This is a genomic window from Roseovarius sp. MBR-51, from assembly GCF_053628575.1.
In genome coordinates, this window is the sequence record NZ_JBRJGQ010000001.1 from 294,643 (window position 1) to 314,829 (window position 20,187).

The window sequence follows — 20,187 nt, forward strand, 5'->3', positions numbered from 1 at the left end:
AAGCGAAAGGAAAGCTAATGCTGCGCAACGACCAACTCGATCAATGGGATCGCGAGAATTTTTTTCACCCTTCCACGCATCTGGCGCAATTTGCGCGCGGTGAGGCGCCGAACCGGGTGATCAAAGGTGGGCAGGGCTGTCATATCGAGGATCGTGACGGCAATCGCTTTCTCGATGCCTTTGCAGGACTATATTGCGTCAACGTCGGCTATGGCCGCCAAGAGATTGCCGAGGCGATTGCCACGCAAGCGCGCGAATTGGCCTATTACCACGCCTATGTCGGGCATGGCACAGAGGCGTCGATCACCCTGTCGAAGATGATCATGGACCGCGCGCCCAAGGGCATGAGCAAGGTCTATTTCGGGATGTCCGGCTCTGACGCCAATGAGACCAACATCAAGTTGATCTGGTATTACAACAATATCCTCGGGCGGCCGGAGAAGAAAAAGATCATCTCGCGTTGGCGGGGCTATCATGGTTCGGGGCTGATGACCGGATCGCTTACCGGGTTGGAGCTCTTTCACAAGAAATTCGATCTACCGCTCAGTCAGGTGCTGCATACCGAAGCCCCCTATTACTTCCGCCGTGCCAATCTGGATCAGACCGAGGAGCAGTTCTCGGCGCATTGCGCCGCAGAACTTGAGGCGCTGATCGAGCGCGAAGGTGCGGATACCATCGCCGCCTTCATCGGCGAGCCGGTGCTGGGCACAGGCGGCATCGTGCCGCCCCCCGCCGGCTATTGGGCGGCCATTCAAGAGGTTCTGAAAAAGCATGATATCCTGTTGATTGCCGATGAGGTGGTCACGGGCTTTGGTCGTCTGGGCACCACGTTTGGTTCGGATCATTATGGAATGACGCCGGATCTGATCACCATCGCCAAAGGCCTCACAAGCGCCTACGCGCCGCTCTCGGGCAGCATCGTCAGTGACCGGATGTGGAAGGTGCTGGAGCAGGGCACAGACGAAAATGGCCCCATTGGCCATGGCTGGACCTATTCGGCGCATCCCATCGGGGCGGCGGCGGGGGTGGCCAACCTCAAGCTGCTCGATGATCTGAACCTGATCGCCAATAACCGCGATGTGGGCAGCTATCTCAATCGTGGCATGGCCGATGCGCTGGGCGCGCATGCGCATGTGGGCGAGGTGCGAGGCGAGGGGATGCTCTGTGCCGTGGAATTCGTCAAGAATCGCGACAATCGGCAATTCTTTGATGCCGCTGACAAGGTGGGCCCACAGATTTCCACCGCGCTGGCGGCCACGGGCGTTATCGCGAGGGCCATGCCGCAGGGGGACATTCTGGGCTTTGCTCCGCCCTTCTGTCTCACGCAATCCGAAGCGGACGAGGTGATTCACAAAACTACAAAAGCCGTGAAATCAGTCTTGGGATAGGCTGTTACGCTATAAAACCTATGCCGAGGCTCGCGTTAAAGCGGAGCGTGCCTCGGCGATTTGCAGGAAATTTGCCTTATCTTGCTTGACTTGCAGGCGATTTGACCTGCGCGCGTCGGATTCGGGAAAAAAGTGCCGCAATCCGCTTGCATGATTGGGCCATTGACGTTTTAGTTTTCACCGAACGCGGGGCAAACGCCCGCGACGATAAAAAAGATAGGGAGCCGACCTTGGCAGATACCGGGAACAACGATGCGTTCGTTGCGTTTGAACGTGCTCAAAAGAGCTACGACGGCGAAACTCTGGTTGTCAAAGATCTGAACCTGAGCATGCCCAAGGGCGAGTTCTTGACCATGCTGGGGCCGTCCGGGTCGGGCAAAACGACCTGCCTTATGATGCTGGCCGGATTTGAAACCGCCACGCATGGTGAGATAAAGCTCGATGGCATCAGCATCAACAACATACCGCCACATAAACGCGGCATCGGCATGGTGTTCCAGAATTACGCCCTCTTTCCCCACATGACGATCGCCGAGAATCTCAGCTTTCCGCTTGAGGTGCGCAAGATCGGCAAATCCGACCGCGAGGCCAAGGTCAAGCGGGCGCTCGAGATGGTCGAGATGGGAGCCTTTGGCGGTCGTCGCCCTGCGCAACTTTCGGGTGGGCAGCAACAGCGGGTTGCCCTTGCACGCGCGCTGGTGTTCGAGCCGGAATTGGTTTTGATGGATGAGCCCTTGGGCGCCCTCGACAAGCAATTGCGCGAAAAGATGCAGTTCGAGATCACCCATCTGGCGCATAGTCTGGGAATCACGACGGTTTATGTGACCCATGACCAAACCGAGGCGCTGACCATGTCGGACCGCGTTGCCGTGTTCAACGATGGCCGCATTCAACAGATCGCACCGCCAGATCAGCTCTACGAGAGCCCGCAAAACAGCTTTGTTGCGCAGTTCATCGGCGAGAACAACACGCTGCAAGGCAAGATCAAAGAGATCAGGGGTGGCATCGCCGTGGTTCAGCTCGACAATGGCGACCTGATTGATGCCAAGCCTGTCAATGTCGAGAAACCGGGCGACCGCACGCTGATTTCGATTCGCCCCGAGCGGGTGGAATTCAATCGGGACCGGCTCAAGCCGGATGCCCACACGCTCAAGGCGGAAGTGTTGGAATTCATCTACATGGGTGATATTTTCAGAACACGGCTTCGGGTGGCGGGCACGGATGATTTCATTATCAAAACCAGAAATGCCCCCGATCAGCGCCGCCTGCAACCGGGTGAACAGATTGAAATCGGCTGGTTGCCCGAGGATTGCCGCGCGCTCGACGCGCCCCAAGTATAAGTATATTCGCGCCGGTCGCGGTATCGGTGCGAGTGCAGCAAGGCCCTCGACGTTCTACCCGTAGCGCAGGGCCCAACCATCCAAAAACGGGAACAAACTGGGAGTATGTTTATGAAACTCACGAAAACCCTGCTCGCGACCACGGCTCTGACCGTCGCTGCGGGCACCGCAGTGACCGCGCAGGACATGGCCAATAGCATGACCATCGTCAGCTGGGGCGGCGCCTATCAGGACAGTCAGGACAAGGCCTATGTACAGCCCTACCTTGCTGCGAACCCCGGCGTAACCGCAACTTGGGACGAAAGCTCGGCCGAGGCTGTGGCCAAACTGCGTGCCATGAACGAAGCTGGCAACGTGACCTGGGATCTGGTTGATGTTGTGGCCTCTGACGCAATGCGCCTCTGTGACGAGGGTCTCGCCCTCGAGCTTGACCATGACGAGGTTCTGGCCGCCGCGCCCGATGGCACCTCTGCCAGCGACGATTTCGGTGATCTGATTGTCAGCGATTGTTTCGTGCCGCAGATCGTCTACTCGACGACCTTCGGGTATCGCACCGACATGGTTCCCGAGGGCGTAGAGCCTCCGAGCACCGTCTGCGACGTGTTCGATCTGGCAAAATACCCCGGCAAGCGTTCGCTGCAGAAGCGTCCGATCGACAACATGGAATGGGCACTCTATTGCGACGGCGTCGCCAAGGACGAGCTCTACGACGTTCTCGGCACCGAAGAGGGCGTTGACCGCGCCCTTGCCAAGCTCGACACGATCAAGGATCAGGTTGTCTGGTGGTCTGCCGGTGCCGAAACCCCGCAGCTTCTGGCCGATGGCGAAGTCTTCATGGGCTCCACCTTCAATGGTCGTCTGTTCTCGGCGATTGCCGAACAGAACCAACCGATCGCGATGATGTGGGACATGCAGTCCTTTGACCTCGATGGCTGGATCGTTCCCGCTGGTCTGCCCGCAGATCGTCTTGCGCGCGTGATGGACTTCCTCAAGTTCGCCACCGACACGCAGCGTCTGGCCGATCAGGCTGCTTACATCTCCTACGGTCCGGCGCGTGCGTCTTCGGCACCATTGGTGGGCAAGCACGCCGATCTCGGTATCGACATGGCACCGCATATGCCGACCGATCCGGCCAATGCAAGCAACGTCCACATCTATGACTACGAATGGTGGGCAGACAACCGCGACGATCTGGACGCCAAGTTCCAGTCGTGGCTGGCTCAGTAAACACTGTTGACACAAAAAGGTGGGGCCGGTTGCGGCCCCACCACTCCTCTGACCGGGCGCAAGACCCGGCCTGTATAACCAGATTTGTTCGACGGGGATGATATGAGCGATACCACCCAGACCGGCCCGATGCTTGCCGCGGATGGCACGCCGCTGAAACGCAGCTTGCGCCGCGCGCTCCGGGCGCAAAAGATGCGGGCGCTTGCCCTGATCGCTCCCCTGTTGATCTTTGTGCTTCTGACCTTCATCGCGCCGATTGTGGATATGCTGTTCCGCTCGGTCGAGAATCAGATCGTCGGCAATACCCTCCCCATGACGGTCGAGGAGTTGCGCGATTGGGATGCCGCCGACGCCCCCGATGAACGGGTGTTCCGTGCGTTGTTCTTTGATCTCTTTCTTGCGGCCGAGGCCAAGGAACACACCAAGCTGGGCAGCCGCCTGAACTATGAGGAAAGCGGTATTTCGTCGCTGTTCCGCACGTCAGGCCGCGACGTTGCCGACATTGGTGAGGTGTTCCAAGACGCATTGGAAGAGATTGATCCCGCCTTTGGAGAGGCGCAGGTCTGGGCTGAGATGATGTCAGGTGGCGCTGGCGCAGAGCCCAACACGCGCCTTCTGTCGAATCAGATCGGGCGGCTCGAACAACTCGAGTCCTCGGCGTTCAACGGGGATATAGGGTTTGTTCCCGGCGCGGAGATTTCCGAAATCCTGCCCAACACGGCACGCGCCTATGCGGCCTTCGCGGGCTTTACCTATTTCGTTGATGGCGATGTTGTCGCCGAAGAAGAGCCATGGGAGGCAGTTTATGCCGCCCTTGCGGTCGATCTCGAAGACCCGGCCACCGCAACAGCACTTGCCTCCTATTCCGGTCCCTCTGCCGATATGCTGCGCGCTGCCGCCGCCGCCGACTTGCCGCCGATCGATATGAAGGCCGCAATGATCGACTCCAACAAGGATTGGGCAAGACCCAACTTCTGGGAGACGATCCAGACCTATTCGCCGCCCTACACCACCGGCTATTTCCTCAATGCCGTGGATATGGAAAAGACGCCCAACGGCATCGCCCTGCGCAGCGAGGACGAGCGGATCTATGGCATCCTCTTCAAGCGCACGATGTTCATGTCGCTGATGATCACCTTTAGCTGCGTGGCGCTGGGGTATCCGATTGCTTGGCTTTTGGCCAATCTGCCATCGCGAACGTCAAACCTGTTGATGATATTGGTTCTTTTGCCCTTCTGGACCTCGCTTTTGGTGCGTACCAGCGCGTGGAAGGTGATGTTGCAACAACAGGGTGTCATCAACGACGTTCTGGTTTGGCTTGGGCTTGTTGCCGATGAAAACCGTCTTGTGATGATCAACAATCAATTCGGCACCATCGTGGCAATGACCCATATCCTGCTGCCTTTCATGATCCTGCCGATGTATTCGGTGATGCAGACCATCCCGCAGACCTATCTGCGGGCGGCCAAATCCCTCGGCGCGACCAATTGGACTGCCTTCTGGCGGGTCTATTTCCCACAGTCGGTGCCCGGTATCGGCGCGGGCTCGATCCTCGTGTTCATCCTTGCCATCGGGTATTATATCACACCCGAGATTGTCGGCGGGACTACGGGGACGTTCATCTCGAACCGGATCGCCTATCACATCTCGTCCTCGCTCAACTGGGGCCTGGCGGCGGCGTTGGGTACGATCCTGCTGGCCGTGGTTCTGGTCCTCTACTGGGCCTATGACAAGATTGTCGGCATCGACAACGTGAAGCTGGGGGGCTGAGCCATGTATCGTTACAAACCCAGCATTACTATCGCTGTCCTGAGTGTTCTCGTATTTTTCGCAAAGATTGCAGCAGATTTGTATAATCGAGAACGTCTTGGTGAACTAATTCTATCACAATTCACTCAAAGGGGCGGCGCAGATTTAGATCCTTTGCTCTTGCTTTCTGGTTACGGGGAACAAGTTGCCTTTGCCCTTTTGGTTTTGGCGGTAGTTGTATTCACCGTCGACCACAACAAAAATGTCGCCCGGCCAGAGAACTCAAGTGCAACAGATGTAAGCGTCAAGCGTTTTGCTTTTTCGATGGTTGTGATCGCGGCGGCGGGCGGTTTTGCAGGGCTCTTCGTGGGCACCGCGCATGGCTCCAGCCTGATGGGGATCGTGATCGGTGCCGTGGCGCTGATGGCGCTCGCGTTCGTCGCCTTGCAGATCCTCGGGCTCGACATGGAAAAGCCGGTCCGCTGGGGTATCATCGCCCTCTTTACCGTCGTCGGCGTCCTTCTGGCGGGGGTCCCGGGCTTTGTGCTCGGGGTGCTGTTCGGCTGGTTCTTCTCGTGGTTCATCTTCTGGATCGGCGAGGGGCGGTATCGCGCGAATCTGGCCCCCTACCTGACCAGCGGTCAGGTGCTCTGGCATTACACATTCCGCGTGATCTGCGGCGCGATCTTTGTGTTTCTGATCACACCCATTCTGGTGGTCATGCCGCTCAGCTTCAATGCGCAGAATTTTTTCACGTTCACGCCCGAAATGCTGCGGTTTGATCCGGCGGGCTACAGTCTCAAGCATTATCAGGATTTCTTCACCTCAAGTGGCTGGCAGCAGGCGCTGCGTAATTCTCTGGCGATTGCGCCAGTCGCGACGCTGCTTTCGGTAAGCTTTGGTACTCTGGCGGCGATTGGCCTGAGTTCAGAACATGTGCCCTTCCGTCGCGCGATCATGGCGATCCTGATCTCTCCGATGATCGTGCCGCTGATCATCTCGGCGGCGGGGATGTATTTCTTCTATAGCCGGATCGGCCTGCAAGGCACCTATTTCGGGGTTGTGCTGGCCCATGCCGCGCTTGGCATTCCCTTTGTCATCATCACGGTTACGGCGACCTTGGTGGGCTTTGACCGCTCGCTCACGCGCGCTGCGGCCAATATGGGGGCTGATCCGGTCACCACTTTCTTTCGGGTGCAGATGCCGCTTATCCTTCCCGGTGTGATTTCAGGCGGCCTCTTCGCCTTCATCACCTCGTTTGATGAGGTGGTTGTCGTGCTTTTCGTCGGCTCTGCCAATCAACAAACTCTGCCTTGGCGGATGTTCACCGGCCTGCGCGAGCAGATCAGCCCAACCATTCTGGCGGTGGCCACGATCCTCGTGGTGATCTCGATCGCCTTGCTGACGACGCTGGAATATCTGCGCCGCCGGTCCGAGCGTATGCGTGGCATGAGCCCGGGCTGAGGTGACACGCCTCTGACGCAGCGTCGCGCTTTGGTTTGGTCCTAACCTTGGCATAGCGTGACGCAGCAGAGGGCAGCAGGCAATGATCTATGACTATATCATCGTCGGTGGGGGCTCGGCAGGCGCAGTCTTGGCGGCCCGCCTGAGCGAAGACCCCGGCATTACCGTCTGTCTAATCGAGGCCGGTGGTGACGGGCGCGATATATTCATCCGCGCGCCGGGTCTGGTGGCGGCGATGGTTTCGGGACGTCCGAAAATCAACAACTGGGCACTCAAGACCGTGCCGCAGGCTGGCTTGAACGGGCGGCGCGGGTATCAGCCGCGTGGCCGCGCCCTTGGCGGCTCGAGTGCGATAAATGCCATGCTCTATGCGCGTGGGCATCCCGGCGATTACGACGATTGGGCGGATCTTGGCTGCGACGGGTGGGATTGGAAGAGCGTGTTGCCGTGGTTCATCGCCACAGAGCGCAACGCACAGCATGGCGGTGCCTTGCATGGCCAGTCAGGCCCCCTGCAGGTCACCGATCAAAGCGCACCGCGCGGCATATCCGAGGCATTCGTCACCGCCTGCGAGAGCGCGCAAATCCCCCGCAACGCGGATTTCAACGGCCCTCAACAAGAGGGGGCGGGCCATTTTCAGGTTACGCAATTCTTTGATGGGCCAAAGCGCGGTGAACGCTGTTCTGCCGCTGCCGCCTATCTCTTTCCCGCGATGACACGTCCCAATCTGACGGTGATGACCGGCGCCATGGCCGAGCGCGTGCTCTTTGACGGCAAACGCACGACCGGCCTGCGCTATCGTCATCGGGGCCGTGTGAAAGAGACGCACGCAAGACGCGAGGTGATCCTCAGCGGTGGTGCCTTTGGCTCACCGCAGCTTCTCATGCTTTCGGGCATCGGCCCGGCAGAGGCGTTACAGGCGCATGGTATCGCGCCGGTGCAGGATCTGCCCGGCGTGGGTGAGAACCTGCAAGATCATCTCGATTACATTCTGGCCGAGACGTCAAAGCGCGATGATGTCGTCAGCCTTGGTCCCAAGGGTCTATGGCAACTGAGCAAAGCGGCGCTGCACTGGCGCAAGACGGGCACAGGCTCATTCGCCACGCCCTATGCCGAGGCAGGTGCGTTCCTGCGCTCCGCTGCCAACGTGACGCGCCCGGACCTGCAACTGCATTTCGTGATTGGCATTGTCGAGGACCATATGCGCACCCTGCATTTCAGACCGGGCTATTCCTGTCACATCTGCGTGCTGCGGCCCCATAGCCGGGGGCGCGTTACGCTGCGCTCCGCGGGCGCCTCTGATGCCCCGGTGATCGATCCGGCCTTCCTCAGCGATGACCGTGATCTGGCGCTGATGATGCGCGGCGCGCGGCAGATGGATACGATTCTGCGCGCGCCTGCGTTTGATCCATGGCGCAAGGCGCGGCTGCATCCGCATGACTGGTCCGATGCGGCGCTCGAGGCTGATATTCGCGCCCGCGCCGACACGATCTATCACCCGGTCGGCACCTGCGCGATGGGGCGTGGGGATATGGCGGTGGTTGATCGCTCGGGCTGCGTGCGCGGCGTTGAGGGCTTGCGCGTGGTCGATGCCTCGATCATGCCGCGCCTTATCGGCGGCAATACCAATGCCCCGACCTTGATGATCGCCGAGAAAATCGCCGCAGAAATACGAGGGATCAGCGCGGAGTTTCAGGCGCGATAGCGCGCCAGAAACATCTCGACCGCGCCGTTGACGACGCGCTCCACATCCGCGTCCGTCACCCCGTTGCACATACCGCAGAGGCTCCGAATAAAGAGATCGCCCTTGCACAGCTCCCCAAACTGATTGGCGGCAAGATCCATGTCGTCGATCTTCAGTATTCCGGCCTCGACATAGGGCCGCAGGACTTTGCTCAGGCGCTCACGCACCAGATCCGGACCCGAGGCAAAGAACCGTCGCCCCAACTCCGGAAAGCGGTGCGATTCCGCGACACAGATGCGAAACACCTGCTGGCCGAAATCCGACAGGAAAAAGCGTAATATCCGTGTGCCCGCCTCACGCAGCACATGTTCAATGGTCGCCCCCTTGCCGATCACCTCAAGCGCCTCTTCGGCCTGTCGGTTGCACTCGAGCCGCGCCACTTCAGAGAAGAGCAGCCGCTTGTCGGGGAAATAGCTGTAGAGCGTCGCCTTGGAGACCTGTGCCTCACGCGCGATTTCATCGACGCTGGCCCCTTCGAAACCATCCCGCATGAAGATCCGGCGCGCTCCTTCGAGCACTTGATCGAACTTGCGACCCTTCTTGATTTCAACGGCGGGAGCCGACATCCAAACCCTCCCCATAGGTCGAGCCAGTGTAGTCGGCTCCGCCCTCCAACCGCAAGCACATCTGCGCGAGCGGTCAGAGGATGGGCCGCTTGGGTCTTGCGGTCTCGATCTACTGATTGATGCCACTGGTGCCTTGGGTCACCGGCGCAGGGGTCGGTTCGGGAAAGCTCAATGAGGGCGTCAGGCTGCTCATGTCAAAACTGAAGGCCAACGCCGGGGCGGCAATGAGGCTGATAGAGAGAGCGAGTGCAGTCAGTGCGTGTTTCATGTCCAACTCCATAACTGAACTAATCTGTTCAGAACCATAACTAAACAGATCGGTTTAGAAATCAAGTTAAAAGTGAACAGAACGGTTTACTTTTTTGAGAGACACCACGCCGCTTTGCGCTTGCCCTACCGAGCGGCTAGACTATTTTAGAATTATTCTAAACGAGGTGTTCCATGATTCCTGGCATGACATCGCGCCGTCGTTTCCGTGACCTGTCCGAGCAAGAGATCCTCGCTCTGGCTATTTCGTCCGAAGAGGATGACGCGCGTATCTACCGCTCCTATGCGGAAATGCTCCGCGCTGATTTCCCAGACACGGCCGCCATTTTCGATGGCATGGCCGTCGAAGAGGACGGCCACCGCGCACGGTTGATCGACCTGCATCGCACCCGCTTTGGCGAGGTAATCCCGCTGATCCGTCGCGAACATGTGGCGGGGTTCTATGCCCGCCGCCCCGTATGGCTGATCGAGAACCTCGGGATCGAGCGCATTCGCGACGAGGCCGAGGCGATGGAACGCGACGCAGGGGCGTTCTACCTCAAGGCAGCGCAGCGCACGACTGACGCCACCACCCGCAAACTTCTGGGTGATCTGGCGGCGGCAGAGGCAGGCCACCAAACCCGCGCCGAAGAATTGGAGACAGAACACCTCAATGCAGATGCCCGCGACGCCGAGGATCGCACCGCCAAGCGGCAATTCCTTCTGACATGGATTCAGCCGGGGCTGGCGGGGCTGATGGATGGTTCTGTTTCGACCCTCGCCCCGATCTTTGCCACCGCCTTTGCCACGCAAGATACATGGACAACCTTTCTGGTCGGTCTTGCGGCCAGCGTGGGTGCCGGCATCTCGATGGGCTTTACCGAGGCCGCCAGCGACGACGGAGAGCTTTCAGGGCGCGGCAGCCCGATCAAGCGCGGATTTGCCTCCGGCATCATGACGACGGTGGGCGGCCTGGGCCATGCGCTGCCCTATCTCATCCCGGATTTCTGGACTGCGACGATCATCGCCTTTGTCGTGGTCTTTGTCGAACTTTGGGCTATTGCCTGGATTCAGAACAAGTACATGGAAACCCCGTTCTTTCGCGCGGCGTTTCAGGTGGTCTTGGGCGGGGCACTGGTCTTTGCCGCCGGTGTTCTCATCGGCAGTGGATGAAAGCGCGGTCCTTCTCTTGCGACCAAAGGATGAAAGGCGGCGATTGACCCTGCCTCTCAACCTGCTACCACGCAACGCATGCTGAGCATCTTTATCCAGACCCTACCTTTCTTCATGATCATCGGGCTTGGGTATGGCGCCGGGCGCACCGGGTTTTTCCCCGAGGCGGCGACCGCGTGGCTCACGAAATTCGTGTTCTACTTTGCTCTCTCTGCCATGCTCTTTCGCTTTTCCGCAAATCTGACCCTATCCGAGGTGCTGGATTGGAACTTTGTGCTGGCCTATCTCTGGGCCACCGCGTTTGTCTATGGCATCGCCACGCTGGTCGCGATCCTGCGCCGCGTGAAACTTGAGGAAATCGCCATCGAGGCGCAATGCGCAGTGATCGGCAACGTGGGATTTCTGGGCGTGCCGATGCTGGCCATGCTGATGGGCGAGGCGGCGATTGGCTATGTGATGATCGTACTGGCGGTGGATCTCATCGTGTTCGGCTCGCTGGTGGTGATCCTGATCACCGGCTCACGGGATGGGCGGCTCAGTCTGGGAATTCTCCGCACCGTCGGCATGGGGCTTTTGACGAACCCGATGATCGTGTCGATTGTGCTGGGCCTCACATGGTCAGGCCTGCGTCTGCCAATCCCGGATCCGGTCAACGATTTTGTGGCAATACTCGGTGGTGCGGCCACGCCCGGCGCGCTCTTTGCCATCGGTGCCTCTTTGGCCTCCAAGTCCGCAGAGCGACCGCATATCGCGGGCTGGCTATCTTTTTGCAAGCTGGTTCTACACCCGATCTTCGTCGCCTTTGCCGTGCTCGTGCTCTTTACGGTCGAGCCCTACGCAGGGGCGGTGATGATCGCTGCCTCCAGCCTGCCCGTCGCGGGCAATGTGTTTATGCTGGCCCAACATTACGGGGTCGCGCCCAAACGGGTCTCGTCCTCGATCCTGATTTCCACCGGGGCGGCAATCGTGACAGTGTCGCTTGTGATCGGCTGGGTGAACCAGCTTTACTGAACAGTCATCTTGACGTGAGAGGAGAACACTATGGAAACGGTTTCTGAAAACACCTGCTTTGGCGGCACCCAGGGCGTCTATACCCATGCCTCCGATGTCTGCGGCGGCGATATGACCTTTGGCCTCTTCCTGCCTGCCGAGGCGCAGGATGGTCCGGTCCCGGTGCTCTGGTATCTCTCGGGCCTGACCTGCACGCATGAGAATGCGATGGTCAAGGCTGGCGCGCAGGGCTGGGCGGCGGAACAGGGCATCGCGCTGGTGTTTCCCGACACAAGCCCGCGCGGCGACGGTGTGGCCAATGACGACGCTTTCGATCTGGGGCAGGGGGCTGGATTCTATGTGAACGCCACGCACTCCCCTTGGGCACCGCATTTCCGCATGTGGGACTATGTCGCCACGGAACTGCCCGCGCTGATTGGCGAGAATTTTGCCGTCGACATGGACCGGCAGGCGATCACCGGGCATTCCATGGGCGGCCACGGCGCATTGACGCTGGCCATGTCCCTGCCGGGACGGTTCCGCTCCGTGTCGGCCTTTTCACCAATCTGCAATCCAGTGAACAGTGACTGGGGCCGCAAGCAATTCGCGGCCTATTTGGGAACCGACGAAACTCTTTGGGCGGCCCATGATGCAAGCCTCCTCATGGCCGAGCGCGGCTTTGACGGGCCGGTTCTGGTGGATACCGGCACCAAGGATCAATTCGTTGATCTCCTGCGCCCCGAAACGCTGGCCCATGCCATGACCGCGCGTCGCCAAGAGGGCACGTTCCGGATGCAAAATGGCTATGACCACAGCTATTTCTTCATCTCGACCTTCATGGAGGATCACGTGACCTTCCATGCCGAGGCGCTCTATGCGGATTAAGACATGAGCCATTATGATCTGATCATCGTTGGCAGCGGCCCCGCAGGTCGGGCCGCTGCCATTCAGGCGGGCAAACTGAAACGCCGCGTGCTGGTGATCGACCGCAAGGACCGGCTGGGCGGCGTGTCCGTCCACACCGGCACGATCCCGTCCAAGACGCTGCGCGAGACAGTGCTCAACCTCTCGGGCTGGCGCGAGCGCAGCTTTTATGGTCGCTCTTACCGGGTCAAAGACAACATCGCCGCAGAGGATCTCAAGGCGCGGCTGCACATGACGCTCGACCACGAAGTTGACGTGCTCGAACATCAGTTCAATCGCAACCATGTCGATACGCTGCACGGCATGGCCCGGTTTGTGGATGACAAAACCATCGAGGTCGCGACCGAGGCGGGCGAAGTCACACGCCTGACCGCCGACCGCTTCCTGATCTCGACCGGGACCAAGACCTATCGCCCCGAGAATGTCCCCTTCAACGGGCGCTCCGTCGTGGACAGTGACGAGTTTCTCGAACTGGCCCGCATTCCGCGTAGTCTCATCGTGGTGGGCGCGGGTGTGATCGGGGTGGAATATGCCACGATGTTTTCCGCCCTCGACGTGCGCGTGACCCTGATTGAGCCGCGCGAGACATTCCTTGATTTCATCGACCGGGCCCTGATTCAGGATTTTACCCATCAGATCCGTGAGAATGGCGTTGATCTGCGGCTTGGTTCGGCCATCGAGCGGATCGAGGACGCCAGCGATCATGTCGAGGTGAGCCTTGCCAATGGCCGCCATGTACGTGCCGAAATGCTGCTCTTTGCCGCCGGGCGGATGGGGGCCACCTCTGCGCTCAATCTGGCGGCGGCAGGGCTCAAGACCGACCATCGCAACCGGATCGAGGTCAACCGCAAGACCTACCAGACCGCCGTGCCGCATATCTATGCCGCAGGCGATGTGATCGGGCATCCCAGCCTTGCCTCGACCTCGGTACAACAGGGGCGTGTCGCGGCCTGTCATGCGCTCGAGACGCCGACATTGCCTGAATCGCCTTGGTTCCCCTATGGCATCTATTCCGTGCCCGAGATTTCCACCTGCGGCATGTCCGAAGAGGAAATGCAGGAGCGTGGCATCCCCTATGAGGTCGGCGTCGCACGCTTTCGCGAGACCTCGCGCGGACATATCATGGGGCTGGAACATGGCATGCTGAAGATGCTCTTTTCGCTCAAGACACGCCGGGTCTTGGGTGTGCAGATCGTGGGCGAGGGGGCAACGGAACTGATCCACATCGCGCAGGCTGTTCTGAATCTCAAAGGCACGGTGGATTATTTCGTGCAAAACACATTCAATTATCCAACCTTGGCTGAGGCTTACAAGATCGCGGGCCTGGACGCGTTCAACCGCATGCCAATCCCCGAGGCCTATAAGGTGAGGCGTGACGCGGCCAAGCCGGAGGCCTCCTGAGACAAGTTGTGTGGTCTGAAGGGGACGTTGAGGATGCCGCCCACGCGGCTCATCGTTTGCGGCGAACGTCCCCTCAAGGCCGATTGTGTGGAAAAACTAACGTTTGCGAGCGCAGAAATGGCTGTTCCAAATGCGGCGCGAGCGCCTTTCCTGTCAGGCTTTTCGCGTTTGCTGCGGTGCGGGAAAGATCTTGGCCAGTTTCCGGAGGTTCTGGGCGGTTGCGGCGAGGAGGAATTCGTCATTTGCGCCGCATGGACCACGTAATCGCAGTCGGCCTAAGCCAAGGATGCGTTTGAGGTGGGCAAATAGCATCTCGACCTTTTTTCGGAGCTTCATCGAGATGTCGTATTGGCGGGTCTTGGCGATGTCGCGGGCGACTTGGCGGGCGTCTTCATGCTCTTCGCGGGTGATCTTGCGCGCCTCGGCGTTGGGGCAGCATTTGGCTTTGGATGGGCACGCCTGGCAGACGTCCTTCAATGCGCGGTAACGGGCTGTGCCCTTGCCGGTTGGTCCCCGGTTCGGGTCCGAGTAGTTGCGGCGGAACTGCTTCAGCTCATGGCCCTCGGGGCAGATATATTGGTCGTTCTCGGCGTCCCACTCGAACTCTGCCCGCGTCCAAGTGCCGTCGTTGCGTCCGGACTTGTCTATAACCGGGATGTGCGGCGCGATCTTGCGATCGACCAGCCAGCCCAGCATCGGCCCGGTGCCGTAAGCCGTATCCGCGATCAGGCGTTCGGGGTGCAGATCGAACCTGGCCTTCACCCGCTTCAGCATGGTCTTGGTCGATCCGACCTCGGCCTGCCGGATCGACCTTGTGGCTTCTACATCGACAATCACGCCATGATCCGTGTCGATCAGGTAGTTGTCGGAATAGCTGAAGAAAGCGGGCCCCTTGCGCGCGGCGGTCCACTGGCTGGCCGGGTCCGAATGCGAGGTGAACTTGGGCTGCACCTCGCTGGCAGCGCCGAATGCCGCCTCATCCAGCGTGTCGAGATACTCGCGCACGGCACGGGGTGCATCCGCCGGATCAATCCGCGCCGCGTCCCAGTCGTCCTTCGGTGTCGAGTTCTGCTTGTTGGCATCCGCCTCGATCAGGCTGGCGTCGATGGCCATGCGTTGGCCACTGACCAGACCCTCCGCGATGCAGCGCGCGACAGTCGTCTCGAACAGGTGTCGCAGAAGTTCGCTGTCGCGGAAACGCCCATGTCGGTTCTTTGAAAACGTCGAATGATCCGGGACCCGGTCACTCAGGTCAAGCCGGCAGAACCAGCGATACGCGAGGTTCAGATGCACCTCTTCGCACAGCCGCCGTTCGGACCGGATGCCGAAGCAATACCCGACCAGCAGCATCCGGATCAGCAGTTCGGGATCGACCGACGGACGGCCGGTGTGACTGTAGAAACCGGCAAGATGGGTGCGGATGCTGTTCAGATCGACAAACCGGTCGATGGAGCGAAGAAGGTGGTCTTGCGGAACGTGATCCTCAAGCGAGAACTCGTAGAAAAGTGCTGCCTGCGCTTCCTGTCTCGGTCCCAACATTGCTCAATTCTCCCGCTGGTCAGAAGAATTGAATCAGCAGCTTACGCTTCGATCAAGCACGAGTTCTTCAACAAAATAGGCCATCAGCCGCCGATCTTGTCCTGCGTCCGGGTTTCGAAATCCGACGCGTCATGCCGCTCGTGCAATTGCATTTCCGGCTCGCCAAAGCTGCGGTTGACCATGCGGCCCCGTTTCACCGCCGGGCGCGCGTCAATCTTTTCCGCCCACGCCATGACGTTCTTGTAGCTCTTCACATCAAGAAAGGTCGCCGCATTATAAAGCCGCCCAAGGCAGAGCTGCCCATACCAAGGCCAGATCGCCATATCGGCAATCGTATAGTCGTCGCCCGCGATATAGGGACGCTCCGCCAGTTGCCGATCGAGCACGTCAAGCTGGCGCTTCGCCTCCATCGCGAAACGGTCGATGGGATATTGCCATTTCTCGGGCGCATAGGCGTAGAAATGGCCAAAGCCACCGCCCAAGTAAGGCGCGCTGCCCATCTGCCAGAAAAGCCAGTTGAGCGTTTCTGTGCGTGCAGGGCCACTCTTGGGCAGGAAGGCCCCGAATTTCTCGGCCAGATGCATCAGGATCGAGGCGCTCTCGAACACACGCAGAGGCGTGTCGCCGGTATGGTCCATCAGCGCCGGAATCTTGGAATTGGGATTGACCGCGACAAAGCCCGAGCCGAATTGATCGCCCTCGCTGATGTCGATGCGCCAGGCGTCATATTCGGCGTCATGGCCCGCCGCGAGCAGTTCCTCAAACATCACCGTGACCTTGACCCCGTTGGGCGTGGCCAGCGAATAAAGCTGAAAAGGATGCTTGCCCACGGGCAGGTCCTTGTCATGGGTCGCGCCCGAAATGGGGCGGTTGATCGAGGCGAATTGCCCGCCAGAGGGGGTCTCCCATGTCCAGACTTCGGGCGGGGTATAGGTGCTGTCGCTCATCTTATGATCCTCCATCGGGTTTGGCGGCAAATGTAATCACTGGCGTGCCCCCCGCAATGCAAAACGCCGCACAGGGGTCTGTGCGGCGTTGCGTGGGGTTATGGCGTGAGGTCAGTAGATGACGACGCTTCGAATACTCTCGCCCGCGTGCATCAATTCAAACCCTTTGTTGATATCGTCGAGCGGCATGGTGTGGGTGATCATCGGGTCGATCTCGATCTTGCCCTGCATGTACCAATCGACAATTTTGGGAACATCCGTGCGCCCGCGCGCGCCGCCGAATGCCGTCCCGCGCCACGACCGCCCCGTCACCAGTTGGAACGGCCGCGTGCTGATCTCGGCCCCCGCCGGCGCCACGCCGATGATGATGCTCTCGCCCCAGCCCTTGTGCGCCGCCTCCAGCGCCGTGCGCATCACGCCGACATTACCGGTGGCGTCAAAGGTGTAATCCGCCCCGCCGCCGGTCAGCTCGACCAGATGTGCCACCAGATCGCCCTTGACCTCCTTGGGGTTGACGAAATCGGTCATGCCGAACCGCGTCGCCATCTCGATCCGGCCCGGATTGATGTCGACGCCGACGATCTGATCCGCCCCCGCCAGCCGCAGCCCCTGCAACACGTTGAGGCCGATGCCGCCCAGACCGAACACAATCGCCCGGCTGCCAATCTCCACCTTGGCGGTGTTGATGACCGCGCCGACGCCGGTGGTGACACCGCAGCCGATGTAGCAAATCTTGTCAAACGGCGCGTCCTTGCGCACCTTGGCCAGTGCAATTTCGGGCAGGACGGTGTGATTGGCAAAGGTCGAGCAGCCCATGTAATGCAGGATCGGCGTGCCGTTCAGCATCGAAAACCGGCTGGTGCCGTCGGGCATGAGACCCTGGCCTTGGGTCGAGCGGATTTTCTGGCAGAGGTTGGTTTTCGGGTTGAGACAGTATTCGCACTCGCGGCACTCGGGCGTGTAGAGCGGAATAACGTGATCGCCTGGTTGCAGGCTGGTGACACCGGGGCCCACCTCGAGCACGACGCCCGCGCCCTCATGGCCCAGAATCGCCGGAAACGCCCCCTCGGGATCGGCCCCGGACAGGGTGAAATCATCCGTGTGGCACAGCCCCGTCGCCTTGATCTCCACCAGAACCTCGCCCGCCTTCGGACCCTCGAGGTTCACCTCCATGATCTCCATCGGCTTGCCAGCCTCAACAGCCACCGCCGCACGCGTTCTCATGATTTGTCCTTTCCTTTGAAATTTGCCGCAGTCTTGCGTCATGCGGCGCGGTGTTTCAATATCCAGAGCGTCACGCAGACCCTGGACTGCGGCAGATTCTGCGGCAATTTCCGGCAAGAGAGGCGAAAACATGAAGCATTTCCTAGGCGCAGCCCTGATGATCGGAGCACTGGCGGGATGTATTGGCTCGGAGGACACGCTCCCTGAGGAGAACGCCTGCGGTGCGGCGCAGATGCAGACGCTGATCGGGACGCCGGTTGCGGCGCAGGATTTCTCAAACAGCGCCGCAGCAGTACGCATCCTGCCGCCGGGGGCGATGATGACGATGGATCACCGCCCCGACCGGCTGAATGTCGAACATGACGCAGACGGCGTGATCACCCGGATCTGGTGCGGGTGAGGCGGGCGATTGGCCAGACGGCCCAGCGATCGCGCGGCGCCCTGTGGGCTTGAGTCCGCGCGAGGGCATTTGGGCTGGCGTCAATTCTAGGCCTCTCACCTAATCCCCCGACGCGGCGAACAAACGCCAAGGCTGACTCGACTCCGCCCATTGCCCGCTCTATTTGCTATAGAACAAATAGAGAACAAACTCACTATGTCCACACGTCGCATCCTGTCGATCTGGTTTCCCCGGCTCGGGGCTGAACGCCTGCTGCGGCGGGCGACCGATCGGGACGCGCGGCTCTTTGCGGTGGTCAGTGCCGAGGCACAGGATCAGGTGCTGACCTCTGTCTCACTCCGGGCCGAGGCGCTGGGGCTGAGGCCGGGGCAGCCACTGCGCACAGCGCAGGCGCTGTGTCCCGATCTGATCACCCGCCCTCAGAACCGCGCCGCAGAGGCGGGGTTCTTAGACGCGTTGGGTCGCTGGGCCGAACGATTCTCACCGCTGGTGGGGATTGATGGCACGGCGGGACTGTTGCTTGATGTCACCGGCTGCACACATCTCTTTGGTGGCGAAGAAGGGTTGATCGCCACGCTGCGCGAGGCCACGGCGGATCTTGGGCTGAGTGTGCGCTGCGGGTTGGCGGATACGGTCGGTGGCGCTTGGGCGCTGGCACGCTTTGCCGGGCAAGGGGTGGCGGCGCATCGTTCGGGCGATGCTATTGACCAAGAGGCCCGCGCGACCCGGTCGCGCGCTGCCAAACGGCGGCATTGGGAACGGGGCGGCGCGGCACCTACGGCGGCGGTCACGGCGCAGGCGGATGAGATTGCCCCGCCGGGGCATCTGCCCGAGAGTCTGGCCCCCTTGCCGGTGGCGGCCCTACGGTTGCCGCCCAAGATGACAGAGGATCTGGCGCGGCTCGGGCTGCGGCGGATCGGTGACTTGGCGGATCAGCCGCGTTCTACCCTTGCCCGCCGTTTTGAGCCGGAGCTGATGGTGCGGCTGGATCAGGCCTTTGGCCATGTGCCGGAACCGATGTCGCCCTCTGCCCCCGCCCCGCGCTTTGCCACCCGGCTGAGCCTGCCGGAGCCCATCGGATTGCGCAGCGATCTTGAGGCCGCATTTTCCCGGCTGACCGAGCGGTTGTGCGTGCTTTTGCGGGCCAAGGCCCTTGGCGCGCGGCATCTGCGCATCGAGGCGTTTCGCGCCGACGGTAGCCTGCAATCGGTCGAGGTGCGGTTGGCGCGATGTGTCGATCGGCCCGAGGCGATGCTGCCACTGCTGGAGATGCAGCTTGACGGGATCGACGCCGGGTTTGGCATCGACATGCTACGGCTCGAGGCGATCGTCACGGCCCGGATGGAGACCCGGCAGGGAGAGAGCGGCATCGGCCGCGGGCGGGGCGCTGCGGAACAAGAGGCGGCGCTGGCGGATCTGATCACCCGGCTGGGGTCACGGATCGGGCTGGAGTCGATCACCCGCCGTCATCCCGCCGAGAGCCATATTCCCGAGAAATCCGCGCTGACCCTTGCGGCGGCATGGTCTGTGCCCGCGCGCACGCCCTGGCCTGCCCCAGAGGGACCACGCCCCCTGTTGCTCTGGCGGCCAGAGCCGGTCACCCGACCCGAAGAGGGTTGGTCCACGCTGCCCTTTCGCTGGCGGGGACGGCTGCATGAGGTGGCAGGCGTCATAGGCCCCGAACGCATCGCGCCGGAATGGTGGCTCGACGATCCGGATTGGCGCAGCGGTGTCCGCGATTACTGGCAGGTGGTGACGACACGCGGCGAACGGCTCTGGCTGTTTCGCGCCCATGGTGGGCAAATCTCGGGCGGATGGTTCTGTCAGGGACGCTTCGGCTGAGGCGCTGTCAGGAAAGCGCTTGA

Annotated in this window: 17 protein-coding genes; 12 read left to right on the forward strand and 5 right to left on the reverse strand. The window is 60.6% G+C overall.

Annotation, left to right across the window (positions count from 1 at the left end):
* Positions 1–17 precede the first annotated feature (17 nt).
* The 6 genes from ACSSVY_RS01445 to ACSSVY_RS01470 all read left to right on the forward strand — a co-directional run bounded on the left by ACSSVY_RS01445 (position 18) and on the right by ACSSVY_RS01470 (position 8,873).
* Positions 18–1,388 (forward strand): aminotransferase, encoded by a 1,371-nt coding sequence (locus tag ACSSVY_RS01445; protein ID WP_454267584.1) that lies wholly within the window; start codon positions 18–20, stop codon positions 1,386–1,388.
* Between the two features lie 230 nt (positions 1,389–1,618).
* A complete protein-coding gene (locus ACSSVY_RS01450; protein WP_454267585.1) occupies positions 1,619–2,728 on the forward strand; it encodes an ABC transporter ATP-binding protein in 1,110 nt (369 codons plus the stop codon).
* Positions 2,729–2,839: 111 nt separating this feature from the next.
* Positions 2,840–3,955 (forward strand): extracellular solute-binding protein, encoded by a 1,116-nt coding sequence (locus ACSSVY_RS01455; RefSeq protein ID WP_454267586.1) that lies wholly within the window; start codon positions 2,840–2,842, stop codon positions 3,953–3,955.
* Between the two features lie 102 nt (positions 3,956–4,057).
* A complete protein-coding gene (locus ACSSVY_RS01460; protein ID WP_454267587.1) occupies positions 4,058–5,725 on the forward strand; it encodes an ABC transporter permease in 1,668 nt (555 codons plus the stop codon).
* A gap of 303 nt (positions 5,726–6,028) precedes the next feature.
* Positions 6,029–7,168, forward strand: coding sequence for an ABC transporter permease (locus ACSSVY_RS01465; RefSeq protein WP_454267588.1), 1,140 nt, complete (start codon positions 6,029–6,031; stop codon positions 7,166–7,168).
* Positions 7,169–7,250: 82 nt separating this feature from the next.
* Positions 7,251–8,873: a GMC family oxidoreductase gene (locus tag ACSSVY_RS01470; RefSeq protein WP_454267589.1), complete on the forward strand. Its 1,623-nt coding sequence runs from the start codon at positions 7,251–7,253 to the stop codon at positions 8,871–8,873.
* Here ACSSVY_RS01470 and ACSSVY_RS01475 read toward each other — a convergent pair.
* A complete protein-coding gene (locus ACSSVY_RS01475) occupies positions 8,861–9,478 on the reverse strand; it encodes a TetR/AcrR family transcriptional regulator (protein ID WP_454267590.1) in 618 nt (205 codons plus the stop codon). The two genes, ACSSVY_RS01470 and ACSSVY_RS01475, sit on opposite strands and share 13 nt — an antisense overlap.
* Positions 9,479–9,587: 109 nt before the next feature.
* Entirely contained in the window at positions 9,588–9,746 is a 159-nt protein-coding gene (locus ACSSVY_RS01480; RefSeq protein WP_454267591.1) for a hypothetical protein, read from the reverse strand.
* Positions 9,747–9,919: 173 nt separating this feature from the next.
* Between ACSSVY_RS01480 and mbfA the strand changes: the two genes are divergently transcribed.
* The 4 genes from mbfA to sthA all read left to right on the forward strand — a co-directional run bounded on the left by mbfA (position 9,920) and on the right by sthA (position 14,212).
* On the forward strand, positions 9,920–10,897 hold the full coding sequence (mbfA, locus tag ACSSVY_RS01485; RefSeq protein ID WP_045680561.1) for an iron exporter MbfA: 978 nt from the start codon (positions 9,920–9,922) through the stop codon (positions 10,895–10,897).
* 78 nt (positions 10,898–10,975) lie between these two features.
* Entirely contained in the window at positions 10,976–11,908 is a 933-nt protein-coding gene (locus ACSSVY_RS01490; RefSeq protein ID WP_454267592.1) for an AEC family transporter, read from the forward strand.
* Positions 11,909–11,938: 30 nt separating this feature from the next.
* Positions 11,939–12,772 carry an S-formylglutathione hydrolase gene (gene fghA, locus ACSSVY_RS01495; RefSeq protein WP_454267593.1) on the forward strand — a complete coding sequence of 278 codons (834 nt, stop codon included), beginning with the start codon at positions 11,939–11,941 and terminating at the stop codon, positions 12,770–12,772.
* Between the two features lie 3 nt (positions 12,773–12,775).
* Entirely contained in the window at positions 12,776–14,212 is a 1,437-nt protein-coding gene (gene sthA / locus ACSSVY_RS01500) for a Si-specific NAD(P)(+) transhydrogenase (protein ID WP_454267594.1), read from the forward strand.
* Positions 14,213–14,365: 153 nt separating this feature from the next.
* Here the strand turns inward: sthA and ACSSVY_RS01505 are convergent, their stop codons facing one another.
* The 3 genes from ACSSVY_RS01505 to ACSSVY_RS01515 all read right to left on the reverse strand — a co-directional run bounded on the left by ACSSVY_RS01505 (position 14,366) and on the right by ACSSVY_RS01515 (position 17,922).
* Entirely contained in the window at positions 14,366–15,751 is a 1,386-nt protein-coding gene (locus ACSSVY_RS01505; RefSeq protein WP_009819879.1) for an IS1182-like element ISRssp12 family transposase, read from the reverse strand.
* A gap of 83 nt (positions 15,752–15,834) precedes the next feature.
* Positions 15,835–16,698 carry a glutathione-dependent disulfide-bond oxidoreductase gene (gene yghU / locus ACSSVY_RS01510; RefSeq protein WP_454267595.1) on the reverse strand — a complete coding sequence of 288 codons (864 nt, stop codon included), beginning with the start codon at positions 16,696–16,698 and terminating at the stop codon, positions 15,835–15,837.
* Positions 16,699–16,809: 111 nt separating this feature from the next.
* Positions 16,810–17,922, reverse strand: coding sequence for an S-(hydroxymethyl)glutathione dehydrogenase/class III alcohol dehydrogenase (locus ACSSVY_RS01515; RefSeq protein ID WP_454267596.1), 1,113 nt, complete (start codon positions 17,920–17,922; stop codon positions 16,810–16,812).
* 130 nt (positions 17,923–18,052) lie between these two features.
* On the opposite strand from ACSSVY_RS01515, the gene ACSSVY_RS01520 reads away from it, so the two are divergent.
* Together ACSSVY_RS01520 and ACSSVY_RS01525 are read left to right on the forward strand one after the other, a co-directional pair.
* On the forward strand, positions 18,053–18,322 hold the full coding sequence (locus ACSSVY_RS01520) for an I78 family peptidase inhibitor (RefSeq protein ID WP_454267597.1): 270 nt from the start codon (positions 18,053–18,055) through the stop codon (positions 18,320–18,322).
* 195 nt (positions 18,323–18,517) lie between these two features.
* Complete coding sequence (locus ACSSVY_RS01525) at positions 18,518–20,164, forward strand: Y-family DNA polymerase (protein ID WP_454267598.1); 1,647 nt, start codon at positions 18,518–18,520, stop codon at positions 20,162–20,164.
* Positions 20,165–20,187 lie beyond the last annotated feature (23 nt).

Bases quoted from the DNA above. Each gene is read 5' to 3' on its own strand.
- mbfA (WP_045680561.1), top strand. From the start codon at position 9,920: ATGATTCCTGGCATGACATCGCGCCGTCGTTTCCGTGACCTGTCCGAG.
- sthA (WP_454267594.1), top strand. From the start codon at position 12,776: ATGAGCCATTATGATCTGATCATCGTTGGCAGCGGCCCCGCAGGTCGG.
- ACSSVY_RS01465 (WP_454267588.1), top strand. From the start codon at position 6,029: ATGGTTGTGATCGCGGCGGCGGGCGGTTTTGCAGGGCTCTTCGTGGGC.
- ACSSVY_RS01445 (WP_454267584.1), top strand. From the start codon at position 18: ATGCTGCGCAACGACCAACTCGATCAATGGGATCGCGAGAATTTTTTT.
- ACSSVY_RS01480 (WP_454267591.1), bottom strand. From the start codon at position 9,746: ATGAAACACGCACTGACTGCACTCGCTCTCTCTATCAGCCTCATTGCC.
- fghA (WP_454267593.1), top strand. From the start codon at position 11,939: ATGGAAACGGTTTCTGAAAACACCTGCTTTGGCGGCACCCAGGGCGTC.
- ACSSVY_RS01490 (WP_454267592.1), top strand. From the start codon at position 10,976: ATGCTGAGCATCTTTATCCAGACCCTACCTTTCTTCATGATCATCGGG.
- ACSSVY_RS01505 (WP_009819879.1), bottom strand. From the start codon at position 15,751: ATGTTGGGACCGAGACAGGAAGCGCAGGCAGCACTTTTCTACGAGTTC.
- ACSSVY_RS01520 (WP_454267597.1), top strand. From the start codon at position 18,053: ATGAAGCATTTCCTAGGCGCAGCCCTGATGATCGGAGCACTGGCGGGA.
- ACSSVY_RS01525 (WP_454267598.1), top strand. From the start codon at position 18,518: ATGTCCACACGTCGCATCCTGTCGATCTGGTTTCCCCGGCTCGGGGCT.
- ACSSVY_RS01460 (WP_454267587.1), top strand. From the start codon at position 4,058: ATGAGCGATACCACCCAGACCGGCCCGATGCTTGCCGCGGATGGCACG.
- ACSSVY_RS01470 (WP_454267589.1), top strand. From the start codon at position 7,251: ATGATCTATGACTATATCATCGTCGGTGGGGGCTCGGCAGGCGCAGTC.
- yghU (WP_454267595.1), bottom strand. From the start codon at position 16,698: ATGAGCGACAGCACCTATACCCCGCCCGAAGTCTGGACATGGGAGACC.
- ACSSVY_RS01515 (WP_454267596.1), bottom strand. From the start codon at position 17,922: ATGAGAACGCGTGCGGCGGTGGCTGTTGAGGCTGGCAAGCCGATGGAG.
- ACSSVY_RS01455 (WP_454267586.1), top strand. From the start codon at position 2,840: ATGAAACTCACGAAAACCCTGCTCGCGACCACGGCTCTGACCGTCGCT.
- ACSSVY_RS01475 (WP_454267590.1), bottom strand. From the start codon at position 9,478: ATGTCGGCTCCCGCCGTTGAAATCAAGAAGGGTCGCAAGTTCGATCAA.